24 protein-coding genes are annotated in these 26,175 nt (G+C 63.0%); 5 read left to right on the top strand and 19 right to left on the bottom strand.

Annotated features, from left to right (window positions below; translation table 11 throughout):
• The first annotated feature begins 320 nt into the window (after positions 1 to 320).
• Positions 321 to 2,000, top strand: a complete 1,680-nt coding sequence (locus JFN93_RS00745; protein WP_199382064.1) for a thiamine pyrophosphate-binding protein — start codon at positions 321 to 323, stop codon at positions 1,998 to 2,000.
• Positions 2,001 to 2,052: 52 nt separating this feature from the next.
• Here JFN93_RS00745 and JFN93_RS00740 read toward each other — a convergent pair whose 3' ends face one another.
• A complete protein-coding gene (locus tag JFN93_RS00740; RefSeq protein WP_199382063.1) occupies positions 2,053 to 2,808 on the bottom strand; it encodes a uracil-DNA glycosylase in 756 nt (251 codons plus the stop codon).
• 50 nt (positions 2,809 to 2,858) lie between these two features.
• On the opposite strand from JFN93_RS00740, the gene JFN93_RS00735 reads away from it, so the two are divergent.
• Entirely contained in the window at positions 2,859 to 3,767 is a 909-nt protein-coding gene (locus JFN93_RS00735; protein ID WP_199382062.1) for a zinc dependent phospholipase C family protein, read from the top strand.
• 243 nt (positions 3,768 to 4,010) lie between these two features.
• On the opposite strand, the gene coaBC is transcribed toward JFN93_RS00735, so the two are convergent.
• From coaBC to JFN93_RS00660, 15 genes are all read right to left on the bottom strand, one after another.
• Entirely contained in the window at positions 4,011 to 5,219 is a 1,209-nt protein-coding gene (coaBC, locus tag JFN93_RS00730) for a bifunctional phosphopantothenoylcysteine decarboxylase/phosphopantothenate--cysteine ligase CoaBC (RefSeq protein ID WP_199382061.1), read from the bottom strand.
• Positions 5,220 to 5,228: 9 nt separating this feature from the next.
• Positions 5,229 to 5,849 (bottom strand): MBL fold metallo-hydrolase, encoded by a 621-nt coding sequence (locus tag JFN93_RS00725; RefSeq protein ID WP_328753227.1) that lies wholly within the window; start codon positions 5,847 to 5,849, stop codon positions 5,229 to 5,231.
• A gap of 349 nt (positions 5,850 to 6,198) precedes the next feature.
• Positions 6,199 to 7,332 (bottom strand): 3'-5' exoribonuclease YhaM family protein, encoded by a 1,134-nt coding sequence (locus JFN93_RS00720; RefSeq protein WP_199382059.1) that lies wholly within the window; start codon positions 7,330 to 7,332, stop codon positions 6,199 to 6,201.
• 191 nt (positions 7,333 to 7,523) lie between these two features.
• Positions 7,524 to 9,089: an NAD(P)/FAD-dependent oxidoreductase gene (locus tag JFN93_RS00715; RefSeq protein WP_199382058.1), complete on the bottom strand. Its 1,566-nt coding sequence runs from the start codon at positions 9,087 to 9,089 to the stop codon at positions 7,524 to 7,526.
• A gap of 5 nt (positions 9,090 to 9,094) precedes the next feature.
• Positions 9,095 to 9,487 (bottom strand): response regulator, encoded by a 393-nt coding sequence (locus tag JFN93_RS00710; protein WP_199382057.1) that lies wholly within the window; start codon positions 9,485 to 9,487, stop codon positions 9,095 to 9,097.
• A 77-nt stretch (positions 9,488 to 9,564) separates the two neighbouring features.
• Complete coding sequence (locus tag JFN93_RS00705) at positions 9,565 to 10,758, bottom strand: response regulator (protein WP_199382056.1); 1,194 nt, start codon at positions 10,756 to 10,758, stop codon at positions 9,565 to 9,567.
• Positions 10,759 to 10,834: 76 nt separating this feature from the next.
• Positions 10,835 to 11,278 carry a universal stress protein gene (locus JFN93_RS00700; RefSeq protein WP_199382055.1) on the bottom strand — a complete coding sequence of 148 codons (444 nt, stop codon included), beginning with the start codon at positions 11,276 to 11,278 and terminating at the stop codon, positions 10,835 to 10,837.
• Positions 11,244 to 11,684, bottom strand: coding sequence for a response regulator (locus tag JFN93_RS00695; RefSeq protein ID WP_236021463.1), 441 nt, complete (start codon positions 11,682 to 11,684; stop codon positions 11,244 to 11,246). Before JFN93_RS00695 ends, JFN93_RS00700 begins: the two co-directional genes overlap by 35 nt.
• 228 nt (positions 11,685 to 11,912) lie before the next feature.
• Positions 11,913 to 12,827 carry a helix-turn-helix domain-containing protein gene (locus JFN93_RS00690; protein WP_199382054.1) on the bottom strand — a complete coding sequence of 305 codons (915 nt, stop codon included), beginning with the start codon at positions 12,825 to 12,827 and terminating at the stop codon, positions 11,913 to 11,915.
• A gap of 7 nt (positions 12,828 to 12,834) precedes the next feature.
• Positions 12,835 to 13,581, bottom strand: a complete 747-nt coding sequence (locus JFN93_RS00685; protein WP_199382053.1) for a tetratricopeptide repeat protein — start codon at positions 13,579 to 13,581, stop codon at positions 12,835 to 12,837.
• Positions 13,582 to 13,693: 112 nt separating this feature from the next.
• Positions 13,694 to 14,611 (bottom strand): PfkB family carbohydrate kinase, encoded by a 918-nt coding sequence (locus JFN93_RS00680; RefSeq protein ID WP_199382052.1) that lies wholly within the window; start codon positions 14,609 to 14,611, stop codon positions 13,694 to 13,696.
• 53 nt (positions 14,612 to 14,664) lie between these two features.
• On the bottom strand, positions 14,665 to 15,528 hold the full coding sequence (gene mtnP, locus JFN93_RS00675; RefSeq protein WP_199382051.1) for an S-methyl-5'-thioadenosine phosphorylase: 864 nt from the start codon (positions 15,526 to 15,528) through the stop codon (positions 14,665 to 14,667).
• Positions 15,529 to 15,571: 43 nt separating this feature from the next.
• A complete protein-coding gene (gene rlmN, locus JFN93_RS00670; RefSeq protein WP_199382050.1) occupies positions 15,572 to 16,627 on the bottom strand; it encodes a 23S rRNA (adenine(2503)-C(2))-methyltransferase RlmN in 1,056 nt (351 codons plus the stop codon).
• Between the two features lie 63 nt (positions 16,628 to 16,690).
• On the bottom strand, positions 16,691 to 17,104 hold the full coding sequence (ndk, locus tag JFN93_RS00665; protein ID WP_199382049.1) for a nucleoside-diphosphate kinase: 414 nt from the start codon (positions 17,102 to 17,104) through the stop codon (positions 16,691 to 16,693).
• 138 nt (positions 17,105 to 17,242) lie between these two features.
• On the bottom strand, positions 17,243 to 17,461 hold the full coding sequence (locus tag JFN93_RS00660; protein ID WP_199382048.1) for a hypothetical protein: 219 nt from the start codon (positions 17,459 to 17,461) through the stop codon (positions 17,243 to 17,245).
• Between the two features lie 577 nt (positions 17,462 to 18,038).
• On the opposite strand from JFN93_RS00660, the gene amrA reads away from it, so the two are divergent.
• Positions 18,039 to 18,590: an AmmeMemoRadiSam system protein A gene (amrA, locus tag JFN93_RS00655; RefSeq protein WP_199382047.1), complete on the top strand. Its 552-nt coding sequence runs from the start codon at positions 18,039 to 18,041 to the stop codon at positions 18,588 to 18,590.
• Positions 18,591 to 18,877: 287 nt separating this feature from the next.
• Here the strand turns inward: amrA and JFN93_RS00650 are convergent, their stop codons facing one another.
• Both JFN93_RS00650 and JFN93_RS00645 read right to left on the bottom strand, forming a co-directional pair.
• Positions 18,878 to 20,203 carry a citrate (Si)-synthase gene (locus JFN93_RS00650; protein ID WP_199382046.1) on the bottom strand — a complete coding sequence of 442 codons (1,326 nt, stop codon included), beginning with the start codon at positions 20,201 to 20,203 and terminating at the stop codon, positions 18,878 to 18,880.
• Positions 20,204 to 20,435: 232 nt separating this feature from the next.
• Entirely contained in the window at positions 20,436 to 21,662 is a 1,227-nt protein-coding gene (locus tag JFN93_RS00645; RefSeq protein WP_215907647.1) for a M24 family metallopeptidase, read from the bottom strand.
• A 527-nt stretch (positions 21,663 to 22,189) separates the two neighbouring features.
• Between JFN93_RS00645 and JFN93_RS00640 the strand changes: the two genes are divergently transcribed.
• Positions 22,190 to 22,864 (top strand): winged helix-turn-helix domain-containing protein, encoded by a 675-nt coding sequence (locus JFN93_RS00640; protein ID WP_199382045.1) that lies wholly within the window; start codon positions 22,190 to 22,192, stop codon positions 22,862 to 22,864.
• On the top strand, positions 22,864 to 24,609 hold the full coding sequence (gene pnpS, locus JFN93_RS00635; protein WP_199382044.1) for a two-component system histidine kinase PnpS: 1,746 nt from the start codon (positions 22,864 to 22,866) through the stop codon (positions 24,607 to 24,609). Before JFN93_RS00640 ends, pnpS begins: the two co-directional genes overlap by 1 nt.
• 362 nt (positions 24,610 to 24,971) lie before the next feature.
• On the opposite strand, the gene JFN93_RS00630 is transcribed toward pnpS, so the two are convergent.
• On the bottom strand, positions 24,972 to 26,174 hold the full coding sequence (locus JFN93_RS00630; protein ID WP_199382043.1) for a dihydrolipoamide acetyltransferase family protein: 1,203 nt from the start codon (positions 26,172 to 26,174) through the stop codon (positions 24,972 to 24,974).
• Position 26,175: the final 1 nt, after the last annotated feature.

Below are 26,175 nucleotides of genomic sequence, written 5' to 3'. Positions count from 1 at the left end.
TAAGGGATAGGTGCTTCCAACGGGTGGCGATCGGGAACAGGCAAGGTAGCTGCCTACCCTGTGGGAGCGCCATTGCTGGCGCGAATAACCGCACCCTGTGGGAGCGCCATTCCTGGCGCGAACCGCCGCAGGCGGTAATGGCGGTCGGATTGATCGCCTGGAAAGGCGCTTTCCCCAGGGTGGGCGGCCAGGTCAACGCCGCGGCTACTTGACATCGGCTCCGGGGCCATCATTGTATCAAGTCACTGCCAGGAAACGGCTTGGGAAAGCGATCTTCAACTCAGGATTTTGGAAACCAGTTTTGGCGACAAGGAGCAGTCATGACCGGTCAACTTCCCTCCCGCAGCGGCGGGCGCATCCTGGTGGACGCGCTCAAGATCCACGGCGTCGACGTCGCCTTCTGCGTGCCCGGCGAAAGCTTTCTGCCGGTGCTCGATGCCCTCTACGACGAGCAGGAGGCGATCCGGCTCATCGTCTGCCGCCAGGAAGGGGGGGCGGCGTACATGGCGGAGGCGTTCGGCAAGCTCACCGGCCGCCCCGGAATCTGCTTCGTAACCCGCGGCCCGGGTGCCACCAACGCGAGTGTCGGCGTCCATACCGCCTACCAGGATTCGACCCCTTTGATCCTCTTCGTGGGACAGGTGGGGGGCGCGCTGGTGGAGCGGGAGGCGTTCCAGGAAATCGACTTTCGCCGCATGTTCGGACAGATGGCGAAATGGGTCGGCCAGATCGACCGCGCCGAGCGGATTCCCGAGTTGGTGAGCCGGGCCTTCCACCTGGCCGTTTCCGGCCGCCCGGGGCCGGTGGTCCTGGCCCTTCCGGAGGAGATGCTCTCGTCGCAGGCGGCAGTGGCGGATGTCGGCGCGTACCGGCGGGTTCAGGCCCATCCCGGCGCAGACAGCCTCGCCGAGCTGTGGGGGAGACTCACCCGGGCCGAACGCCCGCTGCTTCTATTGGGCGGCGGGGACTGGTCCGCGGCGGCGTGTGCCGACATCGCCGCCTTCGCCGTGGCCAACGGCCTGCCGGTCGCCTGTGCCTTCCGGCGCCAGGATCTTTTCGACAACCGGCTGGGCAATTACCTGGGGGACGTCGGCATCGGGATCAACCCCGCTCTTGCCGAGCGAGTCCGGGAGGCGGACCTGATCCTGGCGGTCGGGGCGCGCCTGGACGAGATGACGACCAGCAGCTATACCCTGATCGTGCCGCCGCGCCCGCGCCAAAAACTCGTGCACGTCCATCCCGGGTACCAGGAGCTGGGGCGGGTCTACCAGGCGGACCTGATGATCAACTCCGGCATCGCGGAATTCGCTGCCGGAGCGCGGCGCCTCCCACCGATACCGTCTCCTTCCTGGCGGGGCTGGACCGAGGCGGGACGGCAGGAGTACCTCTCCTGGCTGCAGCCCCACCCGGCCCCCTTCGAACTCGACCTGGGAGCGGTGGTCGCCTGGCTGCGGGAGCGGCTCCCGGAAGATGCCCTCGTTACCAACGGCGCGGGTAACTACTCCGCCTGGGTCCACCGCTACTACCGGTATCCCGGCTTCCGGACCCAGCTCGCACCGGTGAACGGGTCGATGGGATACGGCGTGCCGGCGGCGGTGGCGGCCAAGGTGGTGCACCCGGATCGGACCGTGGTCTGCTTCGCGGGGGATGGCTGTTTTCTGATGAACGGGCAGGAGCTCGCCACGGCGGTGCAGTACAACCTGGCGGTGGTGATCATCGTGGTGAACAACGGGATGTACGGCACCATCCGGATGCACCAGGAACGGCGCTACCCGGGGCGGGTCTCCGGGACCGAGCTCAGCAATCCCGATTTCGCGGCGCTGGCCCGCGCCTACGGAGCTTTTGGCGAAGTGGTGGAAAGGACGGCAGATTTTGCGGGGGCATTCGAGCGGGCAGTGGCGTGCGGGGGGCCGGCACTCGTGGAGCTGAGGGTGGATCCGGAGGCGATCACGCCAAGGATGACGATCGGGGCGATCCGGGAGGAAGCGCTGACGGGATGAAACCTTAAACTCCCCCTCCCTCCGGGAGAGGGTTGGGGAGTTAAAGGAGCGGTCAATCCCTTTTCTTGCCGAAAAGGCGCATCACCTGCTGCATGTCATCCCAGACCGGGCGCTTGAGGCCCGGATCGCGCAGCAGGGCCTCGGGGTGCAGGGTCGGCAGGAACTTGATCCCTTCCACCTCGAAGATACGACCGCGCAGGTCCTGGATCGGGGCGTCATCCTGCAAAAGCAGGCGGGTGGCCGGCGTCCCCAGCGTCACGACGATCTCGGGACGCGACGCGGTGATGGCGTGGAGCAAGGAGGCGCGGAGATCCTCGCCCATCGGCGGCACCGCGGCAAAGCACAGCAGGCAGACTTCCTTCCCGGTGAACCCCATCGCCTGGATGATCTTCGCCAGAAGGTCTCCGGCATCCCCCTGGAATCCCTCCCCGTTCATGACCAGGAAGAACTTCGCCCTCGGGTTGCCGATGGCGCGGAAGAGTTTGGGAACCCGCGCCCGCCCGGGCTCGGCCGGCTGCGCCGAGGGCCTCGCGACGGCAGCCGCGGACGGTGCCGCGGCCGGGGAGGCTTCGGGCTCGGCCGCCGCCACCGGAGTTGCCAGCATCTCGTCCGGATCGTAGGGGGGCGGCTCGTCTTCGTCGGCAACCTCGTGGAGCGCATCGGGACAAAGCACCGCAGCCACGGGCGCCGCCGGCAGGGCCGCACCCTCCGGAGCATAATACAGCTCGTTCACCCCGGTCTCCCGCAGCTCTTCCAGATATTCCGTCAGCTGCGCCAGCAGCAGCTCCCGCTCCTCGATCGACTCCATTTCCGAAACCCCTTTACTTTTCAGCGACGATTCATTTATCCTTTGAAATTATGCTCATACTTTCTGCAGTCACGGCGCTGCTTATCGTACTCCTCCCTCAGCATGCCTATGCCTGGGGGGCCGGAATCCACCTGCAGTTGGGGATGAACGTCCTCGCCAACCTGGAACAGCTGCAACCGACGGTCGCCTCGATCATCGGAGCGCATCCCTACGACTTCCTCTACGGCACCATCGCCGCCGACATCACCCTGGGCAAGAAGTTCACCCACTACCTGCTGCATTGCCACCGCTGGCGCATGGGGCACAAGATCCTGGAAAAGGCGGGCAACGAAGCGGAACAGGCCTGCGCCTACGGGTACCTCAGCCATCTCGCCGCGGACTGCATCGCCCACAACTACTACGTGCCGTTCAAGATCATGCGGAGCTTTTCCTCGCTCACCCTCAAGCACACCTACTGGGAGATGCGCTTCGAAACCTACGTGCCGAAGGAGGTCTGGGAAACCGGGGAGAAGGTCTGCAAGGAGCACTTCAGCGAAAACGACCTGCTTTTGCGCAAGGTGCTTTCCGACACCATCTTTTCCTTCACGACCAACAAGCGGATCTTCAACTCGATCCTGCTGGTGAGCCGCCTGGAGAAGTGGCAGGCCCTCATGCAGACGGTTACCGAAAACTCGCGCTTCCCGCTGGATGACGACGACCGGGAGGAGTACATGCAGCTGGCCCAGGAGGCGGTGTTCGATTATCTCAACTTCGACCAGAACTCCCGCTTCTACAGTGCCGACCCGACCGGGGAAAAGGCGCTGTCGGCTGCGGCCGCGGTGCGCAAGAACCTGCGCCTGCTGTACAAGGCGGGGAAGATCACCAAGCCGCAGGCCTACGCGGAGCTGGACGACATCCGGGCGAAGCTCAAAGAGGCGATCTGCAACCCGGCACTCATCAAGCAGATCAAGTCGTCGTAAGACCTTTGCCCCCCACTCTCCTTTAACTCCCGCTGGCAAACACTGGCAAAAGGTGGCCCCTTTACCTCCCCCTTTGACAAAGTGGCCCCTTTACCTCCCCCCTTTGACAAAGGGGGGTTGGGGGGGATTTGCCTTTCCAGGGCCGCAACGCCAACGGCAAATCCCCCTAAATCCCCCATCTCAAAGGGAGACTTGTCGGAGCATGCTGCGCCCCTACCGTCTCTGAGCCGGCCCTGCCAACTCCTATTTTGCCCGCCCCTTCGCTTCCGCAAGGGTAGTGATCCGGTCCAGGATCACCCCCGCCAGTTCGTCCTTTCCCATCTTCGGGAGCTCTTCCACGGTTCCGTCCCGCAGCAAAAGCTTCGCTATGTTGGTGTCGACGTTGAAGCCGGCTCCCTCCTGGGAAACGTCGTTGGCCACGATCATGTCGACGTTCTTGCCGGTGAGCTTCTTCGTTGCATTGGCGATCAGATCATGGGTCTCGGCGGCAAAACCTACCACCACCCGGTCCCCCTTCATCGCTCCGACCTCTGCCAGGATGTCCGGATTCTTCTCCAGCTCCAGCACCAGCTCGGACGCCCCCTTCTTCACTTTGGCCGCCGCCCGCACCTTGGGCCGGTAATCGGCGACCGCGGCCGCCTTGATGACGACGTCGGTCCGCTCCAGGCGCTCCAGCACCGCACGGCGCATCTCCTCAGCGCTGTTCACCGGCACCACGTCGATCCCGCAAGGGAGGGTGAGCGCCGTCGGCCCGGTCACCAGGGTCACCTGGGCGCCCCGCAGCCGGGCTTCGCGGGCGATGGCGTATCCCATCTTGCCGGAAGAGTAGTTGCTTATGTAGCGGATCGGATCGATCTCCTCGCGGGTCGGTCCCGCGGTGATCAGCACCCGGCGCCCCGCCATGCTCTTCGGGGTGAGGGCAGCGACCGCCTCTTCGAAAATCACCTCCGGGGCCGGGAGCTTCCCCTCCCCTTCCCAGCCGCACGCCAGCATCCCCTTCACCGCGGGGACGAAGAGGTAGCCGTGCCGTTTCAGGCGCTCCTCGTTCTCCTTGTAGAGCGGGTTCTGGTACATGTTGACGTTCATCGCCGGAGAGAAGAGGACCGGCGCCTTGGTCGCCATGACCGTGGTGCTCAACAGATCATCGGCCAGCCCGCAGGCGACCTTGCCGACGAAGTTCGCGGTGGCCGGGGCGATGATGAAGAGATCGGCCCGGTCGGCCAGGGAGATGTGCCCGATCTCCTGCTCGGAAATCAGGTTGAAAAGCTCGGTGTGGACCGGGTTTCCGGAAAGGGTCTGGAAGGTGAGCGGCGTGACGAACTCGGTGGCCGCCTTGGTCATCACGACGTGCACGGTGGCCCCCGCCTTGGTCAAAAGGCGCAAAAGCTCAACCGCCTTGTAAACGGCGATGCCTCCCGTTACCCCGAGAACGATCGTTTTTCCGGTGAGCATCCTTTCCCCCTAGGTAAGGTACGGATTGCCGGTACGCTCGGCGCCGATGGTGGAGGAGGGGCCGTGGCCGGGCCAGACGACGGTCTCGTCGGGCAGGGTCAAAAGCTTCTCCCGGATCGAGGCGATCAGGGTGGCGTGCGAGCCGCCGGGGAGGTCGGTGCGGCCGACCGAGTAGAGAAAGAGGGTATCGCCGGTGATCACCAGGTTCTGGTCGGCAAGATACAGGGAGCATCCCCCCTGGGTGTGCCCCGGGGTGTGCCGCACTTCGATGGTGTACTTCCCGAATTCGATCTTTTGGCCGTCGGTCAGAAAGCCGGCCGGCGCGGGGGAATCCTGAACGCGCAGGCCGTAGTTGGCGGCGGAACGGGAGGCCTTGCCGAGGAGCACCGCGTCCATCTCATGAATCAGCAGCGGAGCCCCGGTCGCCTCGATGACCGCGCTGTTGGCGCCGACATGGTCGAAATGGCCGTGGGTGTTGATGACGTATTTGATGGTGAGGCCGAGCTCCTTGACCTTGGCCAGGATGACGCCGGCATCCTCGCCCGGGTCGACGACCACACCTTCCTTGCTATCTGCGTCGGCGAGGATGAAGCAGTTCACCCCCAAAGGTCCGACGACTATCGTTTCCATGAGCATTGATGTTCCTCCTTACAAAGGGCAAGACGCACATTAAAACTGCAACTGGCCTATCATACAGTCAAACGTCCCCCATCGGCAAAAAAAATCCCCGCTCCCTTGGCGGGGTCGCGCGCGGAAGTGCGAGCTTGCGACGGTTAGGGGGCGAGGGAAGGTGCCACGGAGCTTTCGTTTGCGATTCGACGCCGATGCCGACTTCCACCCAACCTAACCCTCCCCCGCCGGCGGGGAGGGGACCTGTATGCTGAGACGGCAGTACCTCGCCAACGAGCCAAAGCTGTTGCCCTAACGTCCCCTCCCCTTCAAGGGGAGGGACAGGGTGAGGATGGGGTCGTGCAACTCGCTAGAACAGATCCAGATTCTCGCCCTTCAGCGCGGCGAAGGGATTGTTGCTGAAGCTCTTCCGTTCGCGCCCCTTCTGTTCCGACGGAGACTGCGAGGTGGGAGCGGCCGCAGCGGTCGTAACCGGCTCGGGTATCGGGTCGATCATCTCGATGAGATCGTGCGGCTCGGCGGACTCCTCGGGAAGCCCGTTTTCCTTGAAGAAGTAGCGGTCGTAGAGCCGATGGTAGGAAGTCCAGCGGGTCGCGTTGTCCGGCTCCTTCTTGATATGGGTACGGATCCCGTTGATCTTGGAATCGAGATCGTCCAGGTAGTTGAGGATGGTCGCCTCGATGGTCTTCGGGCGTTTGGGCGAGCCGTACTCGTACTGGCCGTGGTGGGAGAGAACCATGTGTTTGACCAGCATGCCGAGTTCCGTCGGGAAGCCCGGGATGCGGATGATCTGCTCGTGGATCATTTCCACGCCGATGGTGATGTGCCCCAGCAGCTTTCCCTCGTCGGAGTAGTCGAAGGAACGCATGAAGGTCATCTCGCGCACCTTGCCGATATCATGCAAAAGGGCTCCCACCACCAGGAGGTCGCGGTTCAGTCCTTCGTAGAGGGGAACGATCGCCTCGACCAGTTTGGCCACCGAGAGGGAGTGTTCCAAAAGCCCGCCGAGGTAGACGTGATGCATCCCCTTGGCCGCCGGGGCGACCCGGTAGAGCGCCATGATCTCCGGATCGCGGAAAAATCCTTCCAGGAGCTGCCGCAGGTTGCCGTCCCGGATGGATGCGATGAGGGCGTGCAGCTCCGCCACCATGGCGTTGATATCCCGCTCGGTCTCCGGGAGAAAATCGGCGAGCTGCACCGTCTCCTCCGGCACCCGTTTCAGCTCGGAGAGGATGAGCTGCATCTTGCCCAGGTAAACCGATGCCTTGGCGCGCACCGCCAGGAAATCGTTCTTTTCGAAGAGCGCCCCGACCTCGTCGGCGTTGTCCCAGACCTTGGCATCGACCTCGCCGCTTTTGTCCATCAGCTTCAGGGTCAGGTACGGCTTGCCGTTTTTGGCCATGGCCATGATCTTGTCCTTGACCAGGAAAACCGCTTCGACCTGATCACGGTCCTTGATGTCGGCAACGCATATCTTTTTCAATGGAAATTCTCCTGTCATTGTAAAGTCGCCCTCTTGGGGCGACATCGGCATTAAGTAAACTCCCTCTCCGTCAAGGAGAGGGTCGGGGTGAGGATGGGGTTCGTTTTCCGTTTCGCCGCCCCCCATCCCCCTCCCGTCCTCCCCCTAGAAGGGAAGGACGCACTATTTAAGAGCGACGCACGTCCAGCGTGTCAATGGTCCATCGCCTCAGCGATGGCATCGGCAACCCGAATTCCGTCCAGGGCGGCGCTCATGATCCCTCCGGCGTAGCCCGCGCCCTCGCCGCTCGGGTAGAGGCCGGCCAGGGTGACCGACTGCAGGTCGGCGCCGCGCAGGATGCGAACCGGCGCCGAGGTGCGCGTCTCCACCCCGGTGAGGGTGGCCTCGGCGCTGACGAACCCGCGCATCTTCCGGTCGAAGAAGAGCAGTCCCTCCTTCAAAGTCTGAGAAACCGCGGCGGGAAAGAGCTGGGCCAGCTCGCTTTCCACGATGCCGGGGCGGTAGGTCGAGGAGAGCTTGCCCCGCCCGCTCCCGAGGAAGGAGAGGACATCCTGCGCCGGAGCGAGGTAACCGCCCCCACCGGCGCCAAACGCGTTTCGCTCCAGGAGCCGCTGAAACTCCACCCCCGCCAGCGGCGAAGGATCGGGGAAGTCGGCCGGCCCGACGTTCACCACCACCGCGCTGTTGGCAAAGGGTGAATTGCGCCGGTAGCCGCTCATCCCGTTCACCACGACGCCCCCTGCTTCGGAGGCGGCGGCGACGACGATCCCGCCGGGGCACATGCAAAAGGAGTAGGCGGAGCGCCCGGTTTCGGTGTTGTTGTAGGCGAGCTGGTACTCGGCCGGAGGAAGCCCCTGGTGCGAGCCCCGCCCGTACTGGATCTCGTCGATGAGCGCCTGCGGATGCTCCACCCTAAGCCCCACGGCAAACGGCTTCGCCTCCACGGCGACCCCGGAGGCGGCCAGCATGGCATAGGTGTCGCGGGCGGAATGCCCCGGCGCCAGGACCAGCGCCCGGCAGGGGTGCTCGTCGCGCTCGTTCACGACGACGCCGCGGAGCTTACCCTCCCCCTGGATGCCGGTGAGCTTCGCGTCGAAACGGATCTCGAACCCGGCGTCGAGGAGCGCCGCGCGGATGTTGCGCACCACCAGGCGGAGCCGGTCGGTCCCGATGTGCGGCTTGGCGGCATAGAGGATCTCGGGGGGCGCACCGAAACGGACCAGCTGTTCGAGGACGTAGCCGGTATTGGGGTCCTTGACCCGGCAGGTGAGCTTGCCGTCGGAAAAGGTCCCGGCTCCTCCCTCGCCGAACTGGACGTTGCTCTCCGGGGCGAGCACCCCTTCGCGCCAGAAGCGGGCCACGTCGCGGTTTCGCTCCTCGACCGGGCGTCCCCGCTCCAGGATCAGGGCGCTCAGTCCGTATTGCGCCAGGCGCAGCGCGGCGAAAAGGCCCGCCGGCCCCATCCCGACGATGGCGATCGGCCCCTTCCCGCTGACCTTCGGGAAACGGCGCGGCTCGGTCGGGCGGACCTCTTCAAGATCGCCGCCAAGCGCCGGCTTGCGCCCCCCCTTCAGGGAGAACTCGACGGTGTAGACCAGCTTGATCCGCCCCTTCTTGCGGGCGTCGACCCCCTTGCGGACCAGCCGGAAGGAGACGATATCAGTGGGAGCTACCCCCAACTTCCGCGCCGCCAGTTGAGGAAGCTGGGCTTCGTCCTGGCCGGGATCGAGGGTGAGATTGCGTAGCAGATAAGGCATGAACGTTAGGGGATGCGGTAGCGCTTCCGCTCCAGAAGCTGTTCGACGATGATGACGATGTCGAGCGGCGGGGTTGATTTCGGGATGTGGATCTTGGCGCCCATTTCGGCGCTTTCGTGTTCGTGGGGGGCCCCTTTGAACATGGAGGTCAAAAGGACCAGGACCGGGTCCCGGTCGCCGGCCAGGCTGGAGATCTCCAGGCAGGTGCTCACCCCACCCTTCCCCGGCATGACCAGGTCGGAAATGACCGCATCCGGCTGGTGCTCCTGGAAGGCCTGGACCGCGCTGGCGCCGTCATTTGCGGTGACGACGACGAAGCCCGATTGACTGAAGGCATCCTGCAGGATCTGCAGAAAGAACCGGTTATCGTCGATCAAAAGAATTTTTTCCCCTGCCATGGCCACCTCGGGGGGTCGTGGGATGGGGCATCATAGCAAAAATGCGCCGCAAATGGAAAGGGGAAAGCGCCGCCGGGTCAGGCCGCCAGCGGGAGCCGGACCGAGAAGGTGGTGCCGGTCCCGTCGCTTTTCTCCACCTCGATCTTCCCCTTGTACGTCTTCACAATCCTCAGTACGACGGAAAGGCCGAGGCCGGTTCCCCGGCTGTTGGTGGTGAAAAAGGGATCGAATATGTTGGGGAGGTTCTCCGGCGGGATGCCGGGGCCGTTGTCGGAGACCCGGACGTGGATGTAGCCGTCTTCCTGGTCGAGCTGCACCCGGAGCACGCCTTCCTCGGGCATCACGTGGATGGAATTCAGGAAAAGGTTGGTGAAGATCTGCTCGATCTCCATCGGGTCGGCCTTGATCGCAGGAGGAATGCTCTTCACTTCCTGCACCACCTGGATCCGCTTCTGGCGGAACTGCGGGGTGAAGGCCTCCAGGGTCTCTTCGAGCACCCGGTCCACCCGGACCTCGCTGATCTCGAAGTGGGGACGCTTGGAGGCGTCGAGGAGCTTGCGCACGATGGCGTCGATCCGGTCCACCTCCTTGAGGATCTTGTCCACGTACTCCTGGCGCTCCGCCTCGTCGAGGCCGGACTTGATGAGCTGGACGAAAAGGGCGATCGAGTTGAGCGGGTTGCGGATCTCGTGCGCCATTCCGGCCGAGAGGTAACCGAGGGTGGCGAGTTTTTCCGACTGCACGATCTCGGCCTGGGCCCTCTTGAGCGCCTCGCTCTTTTCGTGGACCCTCGCCTCCAGCTCGCGGTTCCAGTCCGCGATCTCCGCCAAAAGCCGCTCCCGTTCGCTCAAAAGGGCACGGTTTTGCATCTCGACCGCGCGCAGCTTGAGGACGCTCTCGATCCTTTCGACGAGGTCCTGGTTGTTGAACGGCTTGAGGATGTAGTCGGAGGCGCCGGCCTTCATCAGCTCGACGGCGATCTCCTCGCTCCCCTTGCCGGTGAACATGATGACGTAGGTGTCCGGATGGTGCCGCTTGATCTCCTTGAGCGCGGTCAGGCCGTCCATGTTCGGCATCATGTAGTCGAGCAGGACCAGTTCCGGATGCTCGGTCGCGATCAGCTTCAGACCATCGGCGGCACTTTGGGCGGTGATGACCTGGTAGCCCCGGTTTTTCAGGATGATGCCGGTCAGATCGAGGATGATCCTCTCGTCGTCGACGATGAGGATGCGGCCGCGGTTCGGTTTTTCGGTGCTGCTGCTGGTGGTCATTGCGTGCTTTGCCTCGCGTGGCATTAAAAAAGGGGCAGCCTGCGCTGCCCCCGGTAAACCAGGACTGCTCCCCGGATCAGGGGAGGCGAACGGTAACGACCGGGCAGGCCGCTTTCCGCACAACGCGCTCGGCGGTGGAGCCGAAAAGAAGATGGTCGATGCCGCTTCTCCCCTGGGTCCCCAGGACGATGAGAGAGGCTTTTTCCAGCTCCGCCCGCTTGAGGATCTCCTCGTAGGGGATACCGGTGACGATCAGGGTCTCGTAGTTTTTGAAGTCGCCGAGGTGGGTGGCGCAGAATTTGGTCAGCATCTTTTCCGCACCCTCGTGGATCTCCTTCTCCAGGTTCTCGAAGGATACGTGGGGAACGTAGAAGCCGCGCAGGTCGACCGGCTCGTTGATGACGTGGAGGATGGTCAGGTGGCTTTCAAACTGGCGCGCGAGGGAAAGGGCGTAGGAAAAGGCGTGCTCGGAACTTTCCGAGAAGTCAGTAGCAAACAGTATCCTTGCGAAGTTCGGCATCGGTTCCCCCTCCCACTCCAGACCGCTTGGGCGAATCTTCCTTGAAGATCTTCTTGAGGATCGACTTGAGCTCGTCGATCTTGACCGGCTTGTTGATGTACTCGAAGGCGCCGAGGTTCATCGCCTCGATGTAGGACTCCACCCCGCCGTAGGCGGTGATCATGATCACGTTGCTTTGCGGGTAGCTCCGGTTGAGCTCCTTCAGGAAGGCGATCCCGTTCATCTCCGGCATGTTGATGTCGGTCACGATGAGGTTCACTTCCTGTTCCCGGAGGTAGTTCAATGCCTCGAACCCGTTCGCCACGCAGTCGACCTGAAATCCCTCTTTGGCGAGCAGCCGCGAGAGACCGATACGCGCGTTTTCCTCGTCGTCAACTACCAGTATTCTCTTGGGCTGTGTGGGCAAAATCCTACTCCGCGCTGAGATGAAAAAGACTCGTCGATTCTAGCACGAGAACGAATCCTGTCAAGCTGCTTCCTGCATCCCCCGGGGGCGCCATTTTTCCCGAACTTTCGCGACGTTGGGGAGGTGCGCCGGAACTCCGAAACAGATCCGGGCCCGCCCCCCCTGAGGAGGAGATCATGATAGCGCCCTAGGATTGCCTTCCCGCTGGGCCGGACGCAGCCTTCCCGGCTAATCCGCCTTCAGTTCGACGTGGGCCGGCTTGCCCCGCTCCCCGAGGGCCTTGAGGGGCCTTCCGTTGAATTCGCCCTCGGCCGCGCCGCCATCCCCGAGATCAAGGGTGAAGCCGTGGGCCCCCTTCCACTCGATGATGTCGCCGGCCTTGAGGTCGTAGCGCTGCGAGATGGCGCCGTCAATGGTGATGCTCATCCAGGTGTCCTGGGTGAAGCGGAGCTTGAGGATCACCCCCTTGCGCCCTTCCTTGGATGCCGGGGTGGCCGGGGGCGCCGAAGCGACCGGGGCGGCCGTCGGGGGTGCCGCCTGGGGAGCCGGAGCGGCACCGGGGGGCGGTACCGGCTGTCCCGGTTGCGCCGGAACCGGCAGCGCCGCTTGCGGCTGCGCCGGGCGGGCCGCCGAGCTCATCGGGGGCTGCACCGGCTTCGGGGCCGGAACTGCCGCCGGCGCGGGGGCCGGGGGAGGAGCCGACGCCGGCTTTTCGCGTTTTTCCTCGCTTTCGGAAAAAAAGAGCGCCGCCACGATCACCAGCCCCAAAAGGAGCAGTGGAATGCCCCAGCGGCGGTGGCCGCGGAACGTCACCCGCTCCACCCCCATGGCGGAGGCATCGTGCGGCTCCGGCTGAGGAGGCGCGGCAGGAGCGGCAATGGGGGTGGTGGTCAGAGTCTGTTGGTAACGGGCGATGATGTCGTCGCCGGAAAGTCCCAGGTAGGTGGCGTAAAGGCGAAGAAATCCCTTGAGGTAGGCCGGGTTGGGGAGTTTCTCGAAGGCCCCCTCCTCGATGGCGGAAAGGTAATTCTTACCGATTTTGGTGACGCGGGACGCCTCTTCGAGCTGCACACCCTTGGCTTCCCGAGCGTTTTTCAGCAGTGGCCCGATAGCTGCGCCGCTTACCACCTCTTCGTCAGACACGATTCCCTCACTTTAATGCGTCCAGGTACTCTCTGGAGAGCTGCCCGATCTCGGAATCGGGTGCGAGCCGGATTACTTCCTTGAAGGCGGCGCGGGCCCCCGCCGAATCCTTGAGCTTCACCCGGGCCAGGGCGAGGTTGTAGTACGCGTTGGCGTAGGAGGGATTGGACTCCAGCGCCTTCTGGAACTCCGCTGCCGCAAGTTCGGTCTTCTCCATCGCGAAGTAGACCCTTCCCAGGGAGAGCCGCCCCCGCGGGTTCCCCGGGTTCTTGGCGACCACGGGGCGCAGCACGGTGAGCGCCTGATCGAACTCTCCCTTGCCCAGGTAGGCAAGCCCCAGGTTGATCTGGACGTCCTCCTGACCGGTGAAGAAGATGTCGTCAAGCACCTTCTGGAACTCGCGGATCGCGTCGTCCCAGCGCTTCATATCGAGGTAGTCCACCCCGAGGTTGTTGCGGACCTCGGAATAGGTCGGCTTTATCTCCAGCGCCGCCCGGTACTTTTCCACGGCGAGGTCGAAGCGCCCCTTGCGGTAGTAGGAAAGCCCCAGGTAATTGAGGAGTTCCGGGTCGCGCGGGGTGAGCTTTTCGGCCTCGGCGAATTCCGCCAGGGCGCCGGTGATGTTGTTCTCCGCGTAAAGGGACTGCCCCATCTGGAAATGATAGGCGGCCTTGTTGGCCGTGGCGCGACTGGTGGCGCACGACGAACAGAGGATGGTCACAGCGAGGAGCAGATACGGTAGCCGACGGGCCATAACCCTCACCTATGTGTGGAAAAAAAGACTGGATGAAAATTAGCAGATTAAGGTTGCATTGTCAATGAAGCCGCGGGGATGGGAGTTCACACCCCGCGACTTCCGAGCCGGATCAGACTTCCCCGAGCCCTTCGAAGTGGGTCATCCGCTTGAAGGCGCGGTAGCGGGCCTCGATTTCCTGATACGAGAGGGTCTTGAGGCGGTCCAGGCTGAAGGCCTCGACGTTGAAGGAGGCCATCACCGAACCGAAGATGATCGCCTGGCGCACGCCGTCCTCGGAGAGGTCGCCGGTGTTGGCGAGGTAGCCCATGAAACCGCCGGCGAAGGTGTCCCCGGCGCCGGTCGGGTCGAACACCTCTTCCAGAGGGTAGGCAGGGGCAGCGAAAACGGAGTGGCCGGAAAAGAGGAGCACGCCGTACTCGCCCCGCTTCACGATCAGGTTCTTCACCCCCATGGCGAGGATGGCGCGGGCGGCCTTGACCAGGTTCGCCTCGCCGGAAAGCTGGCGCGCCTCGCCTTCGTTGATGATGAAGAAGTCCGCCTTGGCGATCACCTTGCGCAGCGCGTCGGGCTTGGAGGAGATCCAGAAGTTCATCGTGTCGCAGGCGACCACCTTGGGGTTTTTCACCTGGTTCAGGACCTCCATCTGGAGCTCCGGGTCGATGTTGGCGAGGATGAGGTACTCCGCGTCGGCGTACTGGGCCGGGATCACCGGCTTGAAGCTCTCGAAGACGTTGAGATGGGTCTCCAGGGTCTGCGCCTCGTTGAGGTCGAAGCCGTAGCGCCCCTTCCAGTGGAAGGTCTCACCGGCGACCCGGGAGAGCCCGGTCAGGTCGATGTTGCGCGACTTTAAAAACTGGGTGTGCTCCTCGGGGAAGTCCTCGCCCACGACGGCAACCAGGTTGACGTCGGTAAAAAAGCTCGCCGAAGTGGAGAAGTAGGTGGCCGATCCGCCCAGCACGCGGTCTCTCTGACCGAAGGGGGTTTCGACCGAGTCGAGCGCGACGGATCCGACGACGAGAATGCTCATGGGGTACCTCCAGGAGAATTGAATTTATATAGATACAGGGGCGAAAAAGGAAGTTACAGGTATTTGCCGAGGATGAGCTCCAGCCCCTCCCGGGTTTCCACCGGAATGACGCCGGTATCGCTGATCACGGCATACTGCAGGGCCGAGGCGCAGGGACAGGTCCGCTCCCCGCCGATCCTTTGCACGGCGGCGCGGATGATCCCCTTGGCCATGGCGACGTTGGACTTGATGATGGCGATCACCGACTCCACCGAGACCTCGTCGTGCCCTTCGTGCCAGCAGTCGTAGTCGGTGGAAAGGGCGATGACCCCGTAGCAGATTTCCGCCTCCCGGGCGAGTTTCGCCTCGGTCAGGTTGGTCATGCCGATGACGGAGGCGCCGAAGGAGCGGTAGAGGTGGGATTCGGCGCGGGTGGAGAAGGCGGGGCCCTCCATGCAGACGTAGGTCCCGCCGCGGTGCACGGTCGCCCCCTGGGCGGTGGCGGCGGCGAAAAGGTGGTCGGAGAGCTCGCGGCATACCGGGTCGGCGAACTGCACGTGGCCGACAATCCCGTTGCCGAAGAAGGTGTCCTTGCGGATCCCCTTGGTGCGGTCGATGAACTGGTCCGGAACCACGATGTGCCCCGGGACGATCTCCTCGCGCAGGCTCCCCACCGCGGAGACCGAGATGATCCGGGTGACGCCGAGCTTTTTCATCCCGTAGATGTTGGCCCGGTAGTTGACCTCGCTCGGGGTGAGGCGGTGCCCCTTGCCGTGGCGGGGGAGAAACACGACGGGGACGCCGTCGAGGGTGCCGGTGATGTAGTCGTCGGAGGGCCTGCCGAAGGGGGTGTCCACGGTGACCTGCTCGATCCCGGTCATCCCCTCCATCTCGTAGAGTCCGCTCCCGCCGATGACGCCGATAACATCTTGAGCCATACCAACAACCTCCGAAATCGTTATTTTTGGAGCCGCCCTGGCCCTAGCCCTGCGCCGACTCCCGGCGCTGCTGCTCGTCGAGTTTTCCCTTGAGCTGGCCGCAGGCGGCGGAGATATCCCCGCCCCGGCTGGAGCGGGTGATGACGGTTACGTGCTTGTCGAGCAAAAACTTGTGAAAACGGTCGATCGACTCCTGGGTCGGCGCCTTGAATTCACACCCCTCGTGCTCGTTGAACGGGATCAGGTTCACCTTGGAGGGGAAGAGGCTGGTCATGCGCACCAGGCGCTTGGCGTCCTCCAGCGTGTCGTTCAGGTCCCGGATCATCACGTACTCGACGGTGATCCAGCGCCTCGACGGAAGGGGGAAATTGCGGCAGGCCTGGACCAGCTCCTTCAGGGGATAGGCCCGGTTCACCGGCATGATCTTCTGGCGCACCTCGTCGGTGGTCGCGTTGAAGGAGACCGCCAGGTTCACCACGGTGGCGCGGCCCAGTTCCGCCATCTCCGGCACCAGTCCCGAGGTGGAAACGGTGACCTTGCGGTTGGAGAACTGGAAGCCGTCCGGGTCGGTGAGGATCTTCACCGCCGGGACCACCGCCTTGAGGTTCGCCAGAGGCTCCCCCATCCCCATGAAGACGATGTTGCGCACCGGTTCGTCCCGCTGCACCGCGCAGACCTGGTTCACGATCTCGGCGGGGGTGAGGTCGCGGGTGAGCCCGAAGGTGCCGGTAAGGCAAAAGGCACACCCCATGGCGCAGCCGACCTGGCTGGAGATGCACAGGGTGTTGCGCCCCTCGTCCGGGATCAGCACCGACTCCACCGCATTGCCGTCGGCAAGCCGGAAGAGGTACTTCTTGGTCCCGTCGTCGGAGGCCTCGATGACCTCGGGCACCAGGTTGCTGATGCAGGCGGTCTCCTCGAGCCTGGCGCGGAACTCCTTGGAGACGTTGGTCATCTCGTCGAAGCTGCGCGCGTCGCACTGGTAGAGCCACTTGAAAATCTGCTTGGCGCGGAAGCGTTCCTTCCCCATCCCGGCGATGAAACCCTCCAGGTCGGCGAGGGTCAGATTCTTGATGTCGATTTTTTCCGTTTGTTGCATATAAAAAAGCCCTTCCTGACGAAGGGCTTTCCTGCCTTATTAACCTTTGGGGGTGATTCCTTCTTACACGAGCTCGAGAGCGCTGAAGAAGTAGGGGATTTCGTAGGCGGCGGTTTCCGGAGCGTCGGAGCCGTGGACGGTGTTCTCCTCGATGCTGACGCCGAGCTTCTTGCGGATGGTCCCTTCGGCGGCGTTGGCCGGGTTGGTGGCGCCCATCAGGTTACGCCAGGAGGAGATGGCGTCTTCTTTCTCGAGAACCAGCGCGATGACCGGACCGCGGGACATGAAGGTGCAGAGGTCGCCGAAGAAGGGGCGCTCGGCGTGGACGTAGTAGAAGCCTTCCGCCTGCTTGCGGGTAAGCTGGATCTTCTTCATCCCGACGATCTTGAACCCGGCCTCTTCGATCATCGACAGGACCTGGCCGGTTACGTTTCTCTCAACCGCATCGGGCTTTATGATTGCAAAAGTTCTTTCCATGGTTATTCCTCCAGCATGATATTGTCACAAGACCGCTCAAATTACCATTTGGTAAGGAAAACTGTCAAGGCAAAAGCACTAAAAAAGCCCACAGATCGCTCTGTGGGCTTTAGTGAAACAGGCACTGCCAGTTTCTGATTACTTCTTCTCTGCGGGAGCAGCCGGAGCAGCCGGAGCAGCGGGGGCAGCACCACCCTTAGCGGAGGATGCCTGACCCTGAGCCGGAGCCGGAGCCGGAGCCGGAGCCGGAGCAGCCTGCTCAGCGGCCGGAGCCGGAGCTTCTTCCTTCTTCTTGCAGCCAGCAGCAAAGGCGGTAGCCAGAGCGAGGCAAAGTGCGAAAGAGATCAGTTTTTTCATTGACGATATCACCTCTTTTCTTTTTAGATTTACCCATACTGCGCACAGCGCATCGGTTTTTTTCTGGTCACAACAAATCGCGAATATACTAGCATTCCCGCAAAAGTCAACACTTTTTCAGCAAAAAAATAGTATCTCCCCGGGGGCCACGGCAGGGCCACCAGCCCCGGCGCCGGGCGCACCTCTAATACTAAGCAGAAGTTGCGGTTTTATTTAGCGATTTCGGCAGTTCCGCCGCACCTGCAGCGTAACGTCCTCCTCCCCGAGCAAACACAGCAGAGACGCCGTTCTACAGCACTTCGGGGCCCCCGGCACGGGCCCGAAAAGGCCCCTGCCGCCGTCCTTCCCCCCCTTCCGTCCGGAAATTTCTTATTAATGTTGCCCCCGGCCGCGACACCATCCTTAAAACAGGGTGTCGCCTATGTCCCCGTTTTTCTCATGAAATAAACATGCAGCCCCAAACGTAATCATGAAAACGTTACCCTATTGCCTCTTGTAAACGGAACCCAAATATATTAACGTTAGCTGCATTAAACTCGGCACCTGCCGCAACACCATAGTCTACCGAGGGGGGCCCGTGAACCAGACGCTCAGCAGCGAAGACAAACACTTTCTCCTTGAACTTGCCCGCGAGGCGATAACCATCGGCGTCAGCACCGGAAGCCTGCCACAACGCGAGGTTAGCGCCCCGCAGCTGCAGGAAAAGATGGGGTGTTTCGTGACCATCAAGCGCGGCGGGGCCCTCAGGGGCTGCATCGGCAATTTCAGTTCGGAAAAGCCGCTCTACCAGTTGGTCCAGGAAATGGCGGTCTCGGCGGCCACCCGGGACCCGCGCTTCTACCCGATGAAGGAGGAAGACCTGGCCAGCGGTTTCGACCTGGAAATCTCCGTGCTCTCCCCTCTGGCGAAGATATCCTCTCCCGAAGAGGTTGAGGTCGGGGTACACGGCGTGTACCTGGAGAAGAATTTCGCGCGCGGGGTGCTGCTGCCGCAGGTCGCCACCGAGCACGGTTGGGACCGGGAGACCTTCCTCAGCCAGACCTCGCTCAAAGCCGGCCTGAAAAAGGACGACTGGAAGGAAGGCGCCGACATCTACGTGTTCACCGCCGAGGTATTCGGGGAGAAGTGACCCCGAAACGGAACTTGAGGCGGAAGGGAAGCGGCAGCCTCTTCTCCCGACCCAACGGCCGTATATATACTATATAGGGGCAGCGATGCCCCCCTCCTGAGCAAGCGGCCGGTTTCCCACCGGCCGTTTTGCTTTATCCGCTGCCGCAGATCGCCGCGCCCGGCTTACCTTCCCTTACCTACCTCGCCAAACCGATCCGACCGATCCGACCAACGCGCCCCGGCCAACAACAATAAAAAAAGGGGGCGTGTTGCCACGCCCCCCTCTTGCTTGTTACGGGTTGCTGCTTAGAACTTGCGGCCGCCTTCGGCAGCCCACTTCTCGAGCATGTCGGTGGTGACGGACTTCGGACGCTCGATCGCGTAGCCGAGACCACGGTCCCAAGTGATGTTCGCCATGCAGCCCAGGGCGCGGCCAACACCGAACAGGACGGTGTAGAAGTCCCACTCCTTGAGGCCGTAGTACCACTGGATGACGCCGGACTGTGCGTCGACGTTCGGCCAGGGGTTCTTGGTTTTGCCGTGCTCGGTGAGGACGCCCGGGGCGGTCTCGAAGATCATGGCAACCAGCTTGAACAGCGGATCGTCTTTGAGGCCCGGGGTCTTGAGGCAGAACTCGCGCTGTGCGGTGTAGCGCGGGTCGGTCTTACGGAGAACGGCGTGGCCGTAGCCCGGAACGACCTGGCCGGCGTTGAGGGTATCCCACAGAGCGGCGGTGACGTTTTCTTTGGTCGGCTCGGCGCCGTTGAGCTTCTTCTGGAACTCCATGATCCAGCCGAGAACTTCCTGGTTGGCCAGGCCGTGCAGCGGGCCGGCGAGACCGTTGAGGCCAGCAGAGTATGCGTAGTACGGATCGGAGAGCGCCGAATGCACCAGGTGGGTGGTGTGGGCGGAGACGTTGCCGGACTCGTGGTCGGAGTGGAGGATGAAGTACATCCTGGCGACGTCCTTGTACTGCTCGCTCTGGCCGATCATGTGAGCGAAGTTCGCACCGAGGTCGAGGCTCGGGTCGATGGCGTTCTGCTTGTCGCCGCGATACTTCAGGTTGTAGATGAAGGCAGCGATAACCGGGATACGGGCGACGATGTCGGAGGCATCCTCATACACGGTTTCCCAGGCGACCATCTTGTTGAACTTGCCCGAGTTGTAGAAGGCAGCGAACTTGGAGTCCTTCTGCAGGGCCAGGATACCGACCGAGAGCATCACCATCGGGTGGCTGTCACGCGGAAGGGCGCGGATGGCGGTGAAGACGTACTCAGGCACCTGCTGGCGGGTCTTGAACTCGGCGACAACCGCGTCGACCTGAGCCGGGGTCGGGACTTCGCCGGTGAGGAGGAAGTACCAGAAGGACTCGACGGTCGGATAGTCGGAGCCGGCAGCTTTCGGCAGGGCAGCGAACGTCTCGGGAATGGTCTTGCCGCGGAAGCGGATCCCTTCCTGCGGATCGAGGTAGGAGATATCGGTGACGAGGCTACGGATGTCGCGGGCGCCGCCGATGCACTGGCCGATGTCGACCTTGTCGATCACGACGTTTGCGAATTCTTTGGTGAGTCGGGTGGTACGGGCGCGGTGTGCTTGAATCTTCTCAGCCAACTTTTCTTTTAACTGCGTCATGTGCCTGATCTCCTTTGCTGTTGGGGTTTGTACACACTGTCGATGAGACATCGTGAATGAGGCGGGGTTAATCAGCAAATATCCAGATCTTTACCGTCTGACAGCAGGCCCTCCTATGCGCCAGCCCAGATAGTATACTGTATACAAAATTTTGCAAATGTATACCACCGAGTTCGACCAAATTCAACATAAAAAAATCATGTTTTAGGCTGTAGGACGTTTTTGTTTACCTTTACACAATTAATATTTCCTCATTTGAAAAGGTAAGTCGTTTAACCCCTTCTCCAGAAAGGTAAAAAGTATTGCCAATACCAACCGCTCCGGCACCAGGAAAGACTACCCGCGGCTCCAGGGTAAAGACCACTCCCGGCTCCAACGGTCCGGCCGGATACCCGGAAGCAAGGAACGGGGGCTCGTCGAGCTCGATGCCGGTGCCGTGTCCCAGCCAGGGAGCCCGCGCCCCCGGCATCCCGAGGAAGTTTTCCGCCATCCCGAGCCGATGCGCCTCACGCAGCGCCGTTTCGTGGAGGAGCCCCCAGTCGCCCCCCTCCGCCAGCTCCAGCAGGATCCGCTGCAGCTCCAGCATCGCGTCATAGCCGCGCCGCATCAGCTCCGGCGGCTCCCCGAGGGAGAGCACCCGCGTCTGCGCGACGTGGTAGCCGTCGTAGCAGCAAGCGAGGTCGACGACCACCGGGTCGTTGGGGTCGATCCTGCGGTAGCTCCCCCCCTGCCCGAAGGCCGGCGTGAGCCCCATTCCGCCCAGGCCCAACGGTTCGGGCGAAGGGGTGGCAGCATCGGTGCCGGACAGGACCCGGGCCACATTGTATTCACCGTTGAAAGAACGCAGCCGCACCACCCCCTGGTGCCCTTCGACGCGAGCCAGCCGCTCCAACTCCGCCGCGACCTCGACCTCGCTCGCCCCGGCCCGCAGGATCTCGGCGGCGCGGCGGTAGACCTTGTCCGCCTGCTGGGCGGCGTCCTGAAGGATATGGATCTCGTAGTGCGATTTCACCATCCGCACCGGCGCAATGAGGGGGGAGGCGTCGCTGATGGTCGCGGCGGGATACCAGGCGCGCAGCCGCTGGAAAAGGTTGACCGGAAGGACGTCCAGCTCGAGGGCGACCTTGGCCGGGAAGGGATGACCGAAATCGGCGACCAGCCGTGGCAGCTCCAGAAGGTCGGTGCAGGGAAGCACCTCCTTGAGCGGGCTCTCCATCCGCGCCCGCAAAAAGTCGCGCTGCACCAGGTAGAGCGGGTCCCCCGAGGCGGGGACGTAGAGGGCACCGGCCTGCACCGTGCCGGTGAAATAAAATAGATCCGCCTTGTGCAGCATGATGACCGCGTCGACTCCGGCGGCCGCCATTCTAACCTGCAGGGTGCGGTAGCGATATTCCAGTTCGTTTTTCGGTGTCAGGCGCACCGGCTCCTCCCGGACGAGCGAAGATAAAAAGGCGCTCATCTCTAGCACAGTGCCACCGGAACTGTCAAGGGCGGTCCAGCGGCCACCGAGCCGATACCGACCGCCGGGAACCCGTCCCGATTAAGATCAGCCCGCGATATCGCGGCACGCGTAAATTACTTGTATGCCAGGGGAGCAAAGCATATATAATAAGGCGCTTCGCCTCAGCTGCGCGAAAACCCCACGTTGCACCGGGAAATCTCTTCCTCTCCCCGAAAATCTGGTGAAAGGGCTTGACACGCAGAAAGCTTCCAAAAAACTGACAGTTAGCATTAACTAGCGGTATTTGTTGATTTTTGACCCCCAGCCAGGCTGGCTCGTCTTGCCTATTTTTTGGGCAATCTGTTGATCCGGTCAATTTGAAAGCGGTTTTGGAAACCATCAACAAGTTTTCCACAGCGCTTTCCACAGCTGGTGTGGATCGGTGGGATAACCGGCAAAATTCACTAAGATTTCCCGACGTTGGCTGCCCCCCGCCGGGGGGGGCGGAGCCCCTAACCCCGCAGTTCATGGAGGTTTCTTCTTTCATGCAGACGGTACTGGTCATAGAAGACGAACAGGACTTGGCGGAACTGATCGCCTTTCACCTGGAGAAGGAAGGATTTCACCCCGTCGTGGTCGCCGACGGGCTGGCCGGGCTCAACGAGGCCCGCAACAACCCGCCGCAGTTGATCCTGCTCGACCTGATGCTTCCGGGAATGATGGGGACCGAGGTGCTCCGCATCTTGAAGGGGGCGGAAAAAACCGCCGCGGTGCCGGTAGTGGTCTTGACCGCCAAGGGTGAGGAAATCGACCGGGTGGTCGGCTTCGAGCTCGGCGCCGACGATTACGTGGTGAAACCTTTTTCGGTACGGGAGCTCATGCTGCGGGTGCGTGCGGTCCTGCGGCGCAACGGCGAGGCCCCGAAACCGAGCCAGATGGCGCTGGGGCCGCTCACCATCGACACCGAGCAGCACCTGGTAACCGTGGATGGCGAGGAGGTGCAGCTCACCTCCACCGAATACAAGCTCCTGATGAACCTCGCCGAGCGCCCGGGACGGGTGCAAAGCCGCGAGCATCTGCTGCAGACGGTCTGGGGCTACAACTACATCGGCGACACCCGAACCGTCGACACCCACCTGACCCGCTTGCGCAGCAAGCTCGGCGCGGCCGGTGACATGATCAAGACGGTGCGCGGCTTCGGATACAAGATGGAGCAGTGATGAAAGGGAGTTTCCGGCTCAAGCTGATGGCTTCGTACCTCGCCCTGGTGCTCCTGCTCGGCGCGGGGATCTATTTCTATTTGATGCGGGACCTGGAGGAGCGCCAGGTCGCCTCGATCCGGGACCACCTGCTCGATCAGGCCCGGGTGGCCGCACTGATGGCGGCCAAGGAGATCCATGATCCGGTCCAGGATGCGCCGGCACTGACCGCGGCGGTCGCGAAAGCGGTCCGGGCCCGGGTCACCGTGATCGGGCCGGACGGCGTCGTTACCGGAGACTCCGAGGTGAAACCCGCGGAGCTCCCCCACCTGGAAAACCATGCCGGGCGCCCCGAGGTGCGGCAGGCGGCAGCCGGAGGAAGCGGCAGTTCGCTCCGCTACTCGGCAACCCTGCACCTGGACATGCTGTACGTGGCGGTCCCGTTCTCCAACCAGGGGGTGATCCGGCTCGCCCTCCCCCTTTCCGACCTCGCCCTCGCCAAGACGAAGCTCAAGCACAGCCTCGCCGCCGCCTTCGCCGTCGCGGTCCTGCTCTCCCTGGCCCTTTCCTATCTTTTTTCCAACCTGATCTCCGGCAACCTCAGGACCATCGCAGCGGCGGCCGCCCAGATCGGCCGCGGCAATCTCGCCACCCGGGTACCGGTGCGCAGCTCCGACGAACTGGGGGGGCTGGCCCGCGTGCTCAACGAGATGGCCCGCAAGATCGAGGAACAGGTGGAGCGGATCTCCCGGGAGAAGAACCGGCTGGACGCCATCTTCAAGGGGATGGGTGAAGGTGTCATGGTGACCGATGCCGACGGCACGGTGACTCTCGTCAATCCCGCGTTCCGTGAGCTGTTCGGGGTGCGCGGGGTGGAAGGGAAGCTCCTTTTGGAAGTGAGCCGGCATCCCGACCTCCATGCCGCCTGCCGCGAGGTTGCCACTTCGCGGAACGAGCAAATCCAGGAACTTGCCCTCCCCGGCAAGCACATCCTGGTGCACTGGGTGCCCCTGGTGGAACAGGCGCGCCTGGCCGGGGTGGTGGCAGTATTCCACGACATCACCGACATCAGGAACCTGGAAAAGGTGCGGCGCGACTTCGTGGCAAACGTCTCCCACGAGTTGCGGACCCCGGTTGCCGTGATCCAGGGCTACGCCGAGACCCTGCTTTCCGGGGCACTCGATACGGACCCGGAGCGGCGGGATCGCTTCCTCGGCATCATTCACGCCCATGCCCAGCGCCTCACCAACCTGATCGGCGACCTCCTCACCCTGTCCGAACTGGAATCGGGCGTGATCAAGCTCGACCTGGAGCGGGTCACCGTCGAAGCGGCGGTACGGCAGACCTTCCTCTTATTGGAACAAAAAGCCGAGGCGAAAGGGATCGCCATGGAGTACCGCGGCGGGAAAGAGGCCGTGCTGGCCGACCGGGGGCGGATCGAGCAGGTCCTGATCAACCTCCTGGACAACGCCGTGAAGTACAGCCGGGAAGGGGGCAAGGTCGAGGTCAGCACCGCGCGGGAGGGGGAGATGGTGCGCATCCTGGTGCAGGATACCGGGATCGGGATTCCGGAAAAGGAACTGGCGCGGCTTTTCGAGCGGTTTTACCGGGTCGACCAGGCGCGCAGCCGGGAGGAGGGGGGTACCGGACTCGGGCTCTCCATCGTGAAGCACATCATCCAGGCCCACGGCGGGGCGATATCGGTCCAGAGCAACCCCGGCGAAGGGAGCGTATTCTCGTTCACCCTGCGAACCGGAGGAAACTAGGCAATGAGCAATGAGCAGATAGGTCCTTGGGCTCCCCCCTTTGCGAAGGGTGTATAGACTGGGGGGGAATTTGCCTTTGAGGTGTCCCCTTGATCGACCAGAACCTCAGAACCAAATCCCCCTAAGTCCCCCTTTTTCCAAGGGGGACTTCACACCCTGTCTTATCTTCATTCATATCCAGGTTTCCCTATCCTGATCCACTGCTTTCCTATGTTGATCCACTGCGTCCCTATCCTGAAGGGGCGCAACATGCAGCGCCCACCGGTCCGCTTTCCGAAGGTAATGACTTCCCGCTTACATACCAAAGAAGCAGGAGCTTTCGCCCCTGCTTCCTTTACCTTTCTACCCCACCCTGCCCCACCTCACACGCTTTCGATCAAAAGCAGCGCCGGATCCTCCAGGTAATGCACGATCTGCATCAGAAACCTGCCCGCCTCGGCGCCGTCGGTGACCCGGTGGTCGAAGGTCAGCGACAGCGGCAGGATCTTTCGCACCGCCAAGCTCCCCCGGTACACCCAGGGACGCTCGGTGATCCTCCCGCAGCCGAGGATCGCCACGTCGGGGGCGTTCACGATCGGGGTCGAGAATCTCCCGCCGAAATGCCCGTAGTTGGTGAGGGTGAAGGTGCTCCCTTTCAGCTCCTCCAAGGTGATGCTCCGCTCCCGCGCCTTTTTGCCCAGGACCATCAGATCCGCGGCCAGCTCGCGGATCGTCTTGCGGTCCACGTCCCGAATCACCGGGACCATGAGCCCCTCCTCGGTATCCACCGCAATCCCGAAATGGAAGCGCTTCTTGCGGATGATAACCTGCCCCTCCTCATCGACGGCAGCGTTCAGGTTCGGATGGTCCTTGAGCGCATGCAGGGCCGCCTTCATGAAAAACGGCAGGAACGTCAGATGCACCCCCCGCGATTCCACCTCCCGCTGCTCGCGGTCGCGCATTTCCCAAAGCTCGGTCACGTCCGCCTCTTCCATGGTGGTCACCAGCGCCGACGCCCGGTGCGCGGCAAGGACGTTGCGCGCCACCGCCCGCCGCACCCCGCGCATCGGGATCAGCTCCACGTCGGCATCCTCTGCCAGCGGATGCGGGGCCGCGGCAGCCGGCTGGGCTCCTTCCAGGTCCTCGTGGGTGATGGACCCGTGCGGCCCGCTCCCCCTGATCCCGTAGAGCGAGATCCCCAACTCGCGCGCCTTCTTGCGCACCGACGGGGTGGCCAGCGGCTCGCGCGGCGCGGTCGGCACCGCCTCCGGCTCGGCCTCGGGGAGTTCTCCGACGATCCCCACCGACGGGCGTCTTTGCGCCGCCGGCTCCTTTGGCGCCAGTTCGTGCTCCTCGCCGATTTCCAAAAGGACCTCGCCCACCTGGACGATCTCCCCTTCGCGGCGCTTGATGCTGAGCACCGTCCCGCTGAAGGGGGACGGGACCTCGACCACCGCCTTGTCGGTTTCCACCTCGACCATCGACTGGTGCTCCCGGACCCGGTCCCCTTCGCGGACCAGCCAGCGGCGTACCTCGACCTCGCTGATTCCCTCGCCCAGGTCGGGGAGTTTGAAGACATGGCTCATA

The sequence above is a fragment of the Geomesophilobacter sediminis genome (assembly GCF_016458275.1).
GTDB classification, from domain to species: domain Bacteria; phylum Desulfobacterota; class Desulfuromonadia; order Geobacterales; family Geobacteraceae; genus Geomesophilobacter; species Geomesophilobacter sediminis.
This window is presented reverse-complemented; position numbering and strand designations above follow the sequence as displayed.

Bases quoted from the DNA above. Each gene is read 5' to 3' on its own strand.
- JFN93_RS00640 (WP_199382045.1), top strand. From the start codon at position 22,190: ATGCAGACGGTACTGGTCATAGAAGACGAACAGGACTTGGCGGAACTG.
- JFN93_RS00650 (WP_199382046.1), bottom strand. From the start codon at position 20,203: ATGACGCAGTTAAAAGAAAAGTTGGCTGAGAAGATTCAAGCACACCGC.
- JFN93_RS00710 (WP_199382057.1), bottom strand. From the start codon at position 9,487: ATGGCAGGGGAAAAAATTCTTTTGATCGACGATAACCGGTTCTTTCTG.
- JFN93_RS00630 (WP_199382043.1), bottom strand. From the start codon at position 26,174: ATGAGCCATGTCTTCAAACTCCCCGACCTGGGCGAGGGAATCAGCGAG.
- JFN93_RS00660 (WP_199382048.1), bottom strand. From the start codon at position 17,461: ATGAAAAAACTGATCTCTTTCGCACTTTGCCTCGCTCTGGCTACCGCC.
- rlmN (WP_199382050.1), bottom strand. From the start codon at position 16,627: ATGCAACAAACGGAAAAAATCGACATCAAGAATCTGACCCTCGCCGAC.
- JFN93_RS00645 (WP_215907647.1), bottom strand. From the start codon at position 21,662: ATGAGCGCCTTTTTATCTTCGCTCGTCCGGGAGGAGCCGGTGCGCCTG.
- JFN93_RS00700 (WP_199382055.1), bottom strand. From the start codon at position 11,278: ATGCCGAACTTCGCAAGGATACTGTTTGCTACTGACTTCTCGGAAAGT.
- mtnP (WP_199382051.1), bottom strand. From the start codon at position 15,528: ATGGCTCAAGATGTTATCGGCGTCATCGGCGGGAGCGGACTCTACGAG.
- JFN93_RS00725 (WP_328753227.1), bottom strand. From the start codon at position 5,849: ATGGAAACGATAGTCGTCGGACCTTTGGGGGTGAACTGCTTCATCCTC.
- coaBC (WP_199382061.1), bottom strand. From the start codon at position 5,219: ATGCTCACCGGAAAAACGATCGTTCTCGGGGTAACGGGAGGCATCGCC.
- JFN93_RS00715 (WP_199382058.1), bottom strand. From the start codon at position 9,089: ATGCCTTATCTGCTACGCAATCTCACCCTCGATCCCGGCCAGGACGAA.
- JFN93_RS00740 (WP_199382063.1), bottom strand. From the start codon at position 2,808: ATGGAGTCGATCGAGGAGCGGGAGCTGCTGCTGGCGCAGCTGACGGAA.
- JFN93_RS00735 (WP_199382062.1), top strand. From the start codon at position 2,859: ATGCTCATACTTTCTGCAGTCACGGCGCTGCTTATCGTACTCCTCCCT.
- JFN93_RS00745 (WP_199382064.1), top strand. From the start codon at position 321: ATGACCGGTCAACTTCCCTCCCGCAGCGGCGGGCGCATCCTGGTGGAC.
- pnpS (WP_199382044.1), top strand. From the start codon at position 22,864: ATGAAAGGGAGTTTCCGGCTCAAGCTGATGGCTTCGTACCTCGCCCTG.
- JFN93_RS00685 (WP_199382053.1), bottom strand. From the start codon at position 13,581: ATGGCCCGTCGGCTACCGTATCTGCTCCTCGCTGTGACCATCCTCTGT.
- JFN93_RS00705 (WP_199382056.1), bottom strand. From the start codon at position 10,758: ATGACCACCAGCAGCAGCACCGAAAAACCGAACCGCGGCCGCATCCTC.
- ndk (WP_199382049.1), bottom strand. From the start codon at position 17,104: ATGGAAAGAACTTTTGCAATCATAAAGCCCGATGCGGTTGAGAGAAAC.
- JFN93_RS00680 (WP_199382052.1), bottom strand. From the start codon at position 14,611: ATGAGCATTCTCGTCGTCGGATCCGTCGCGCTCGACTCGGTCGAAACC.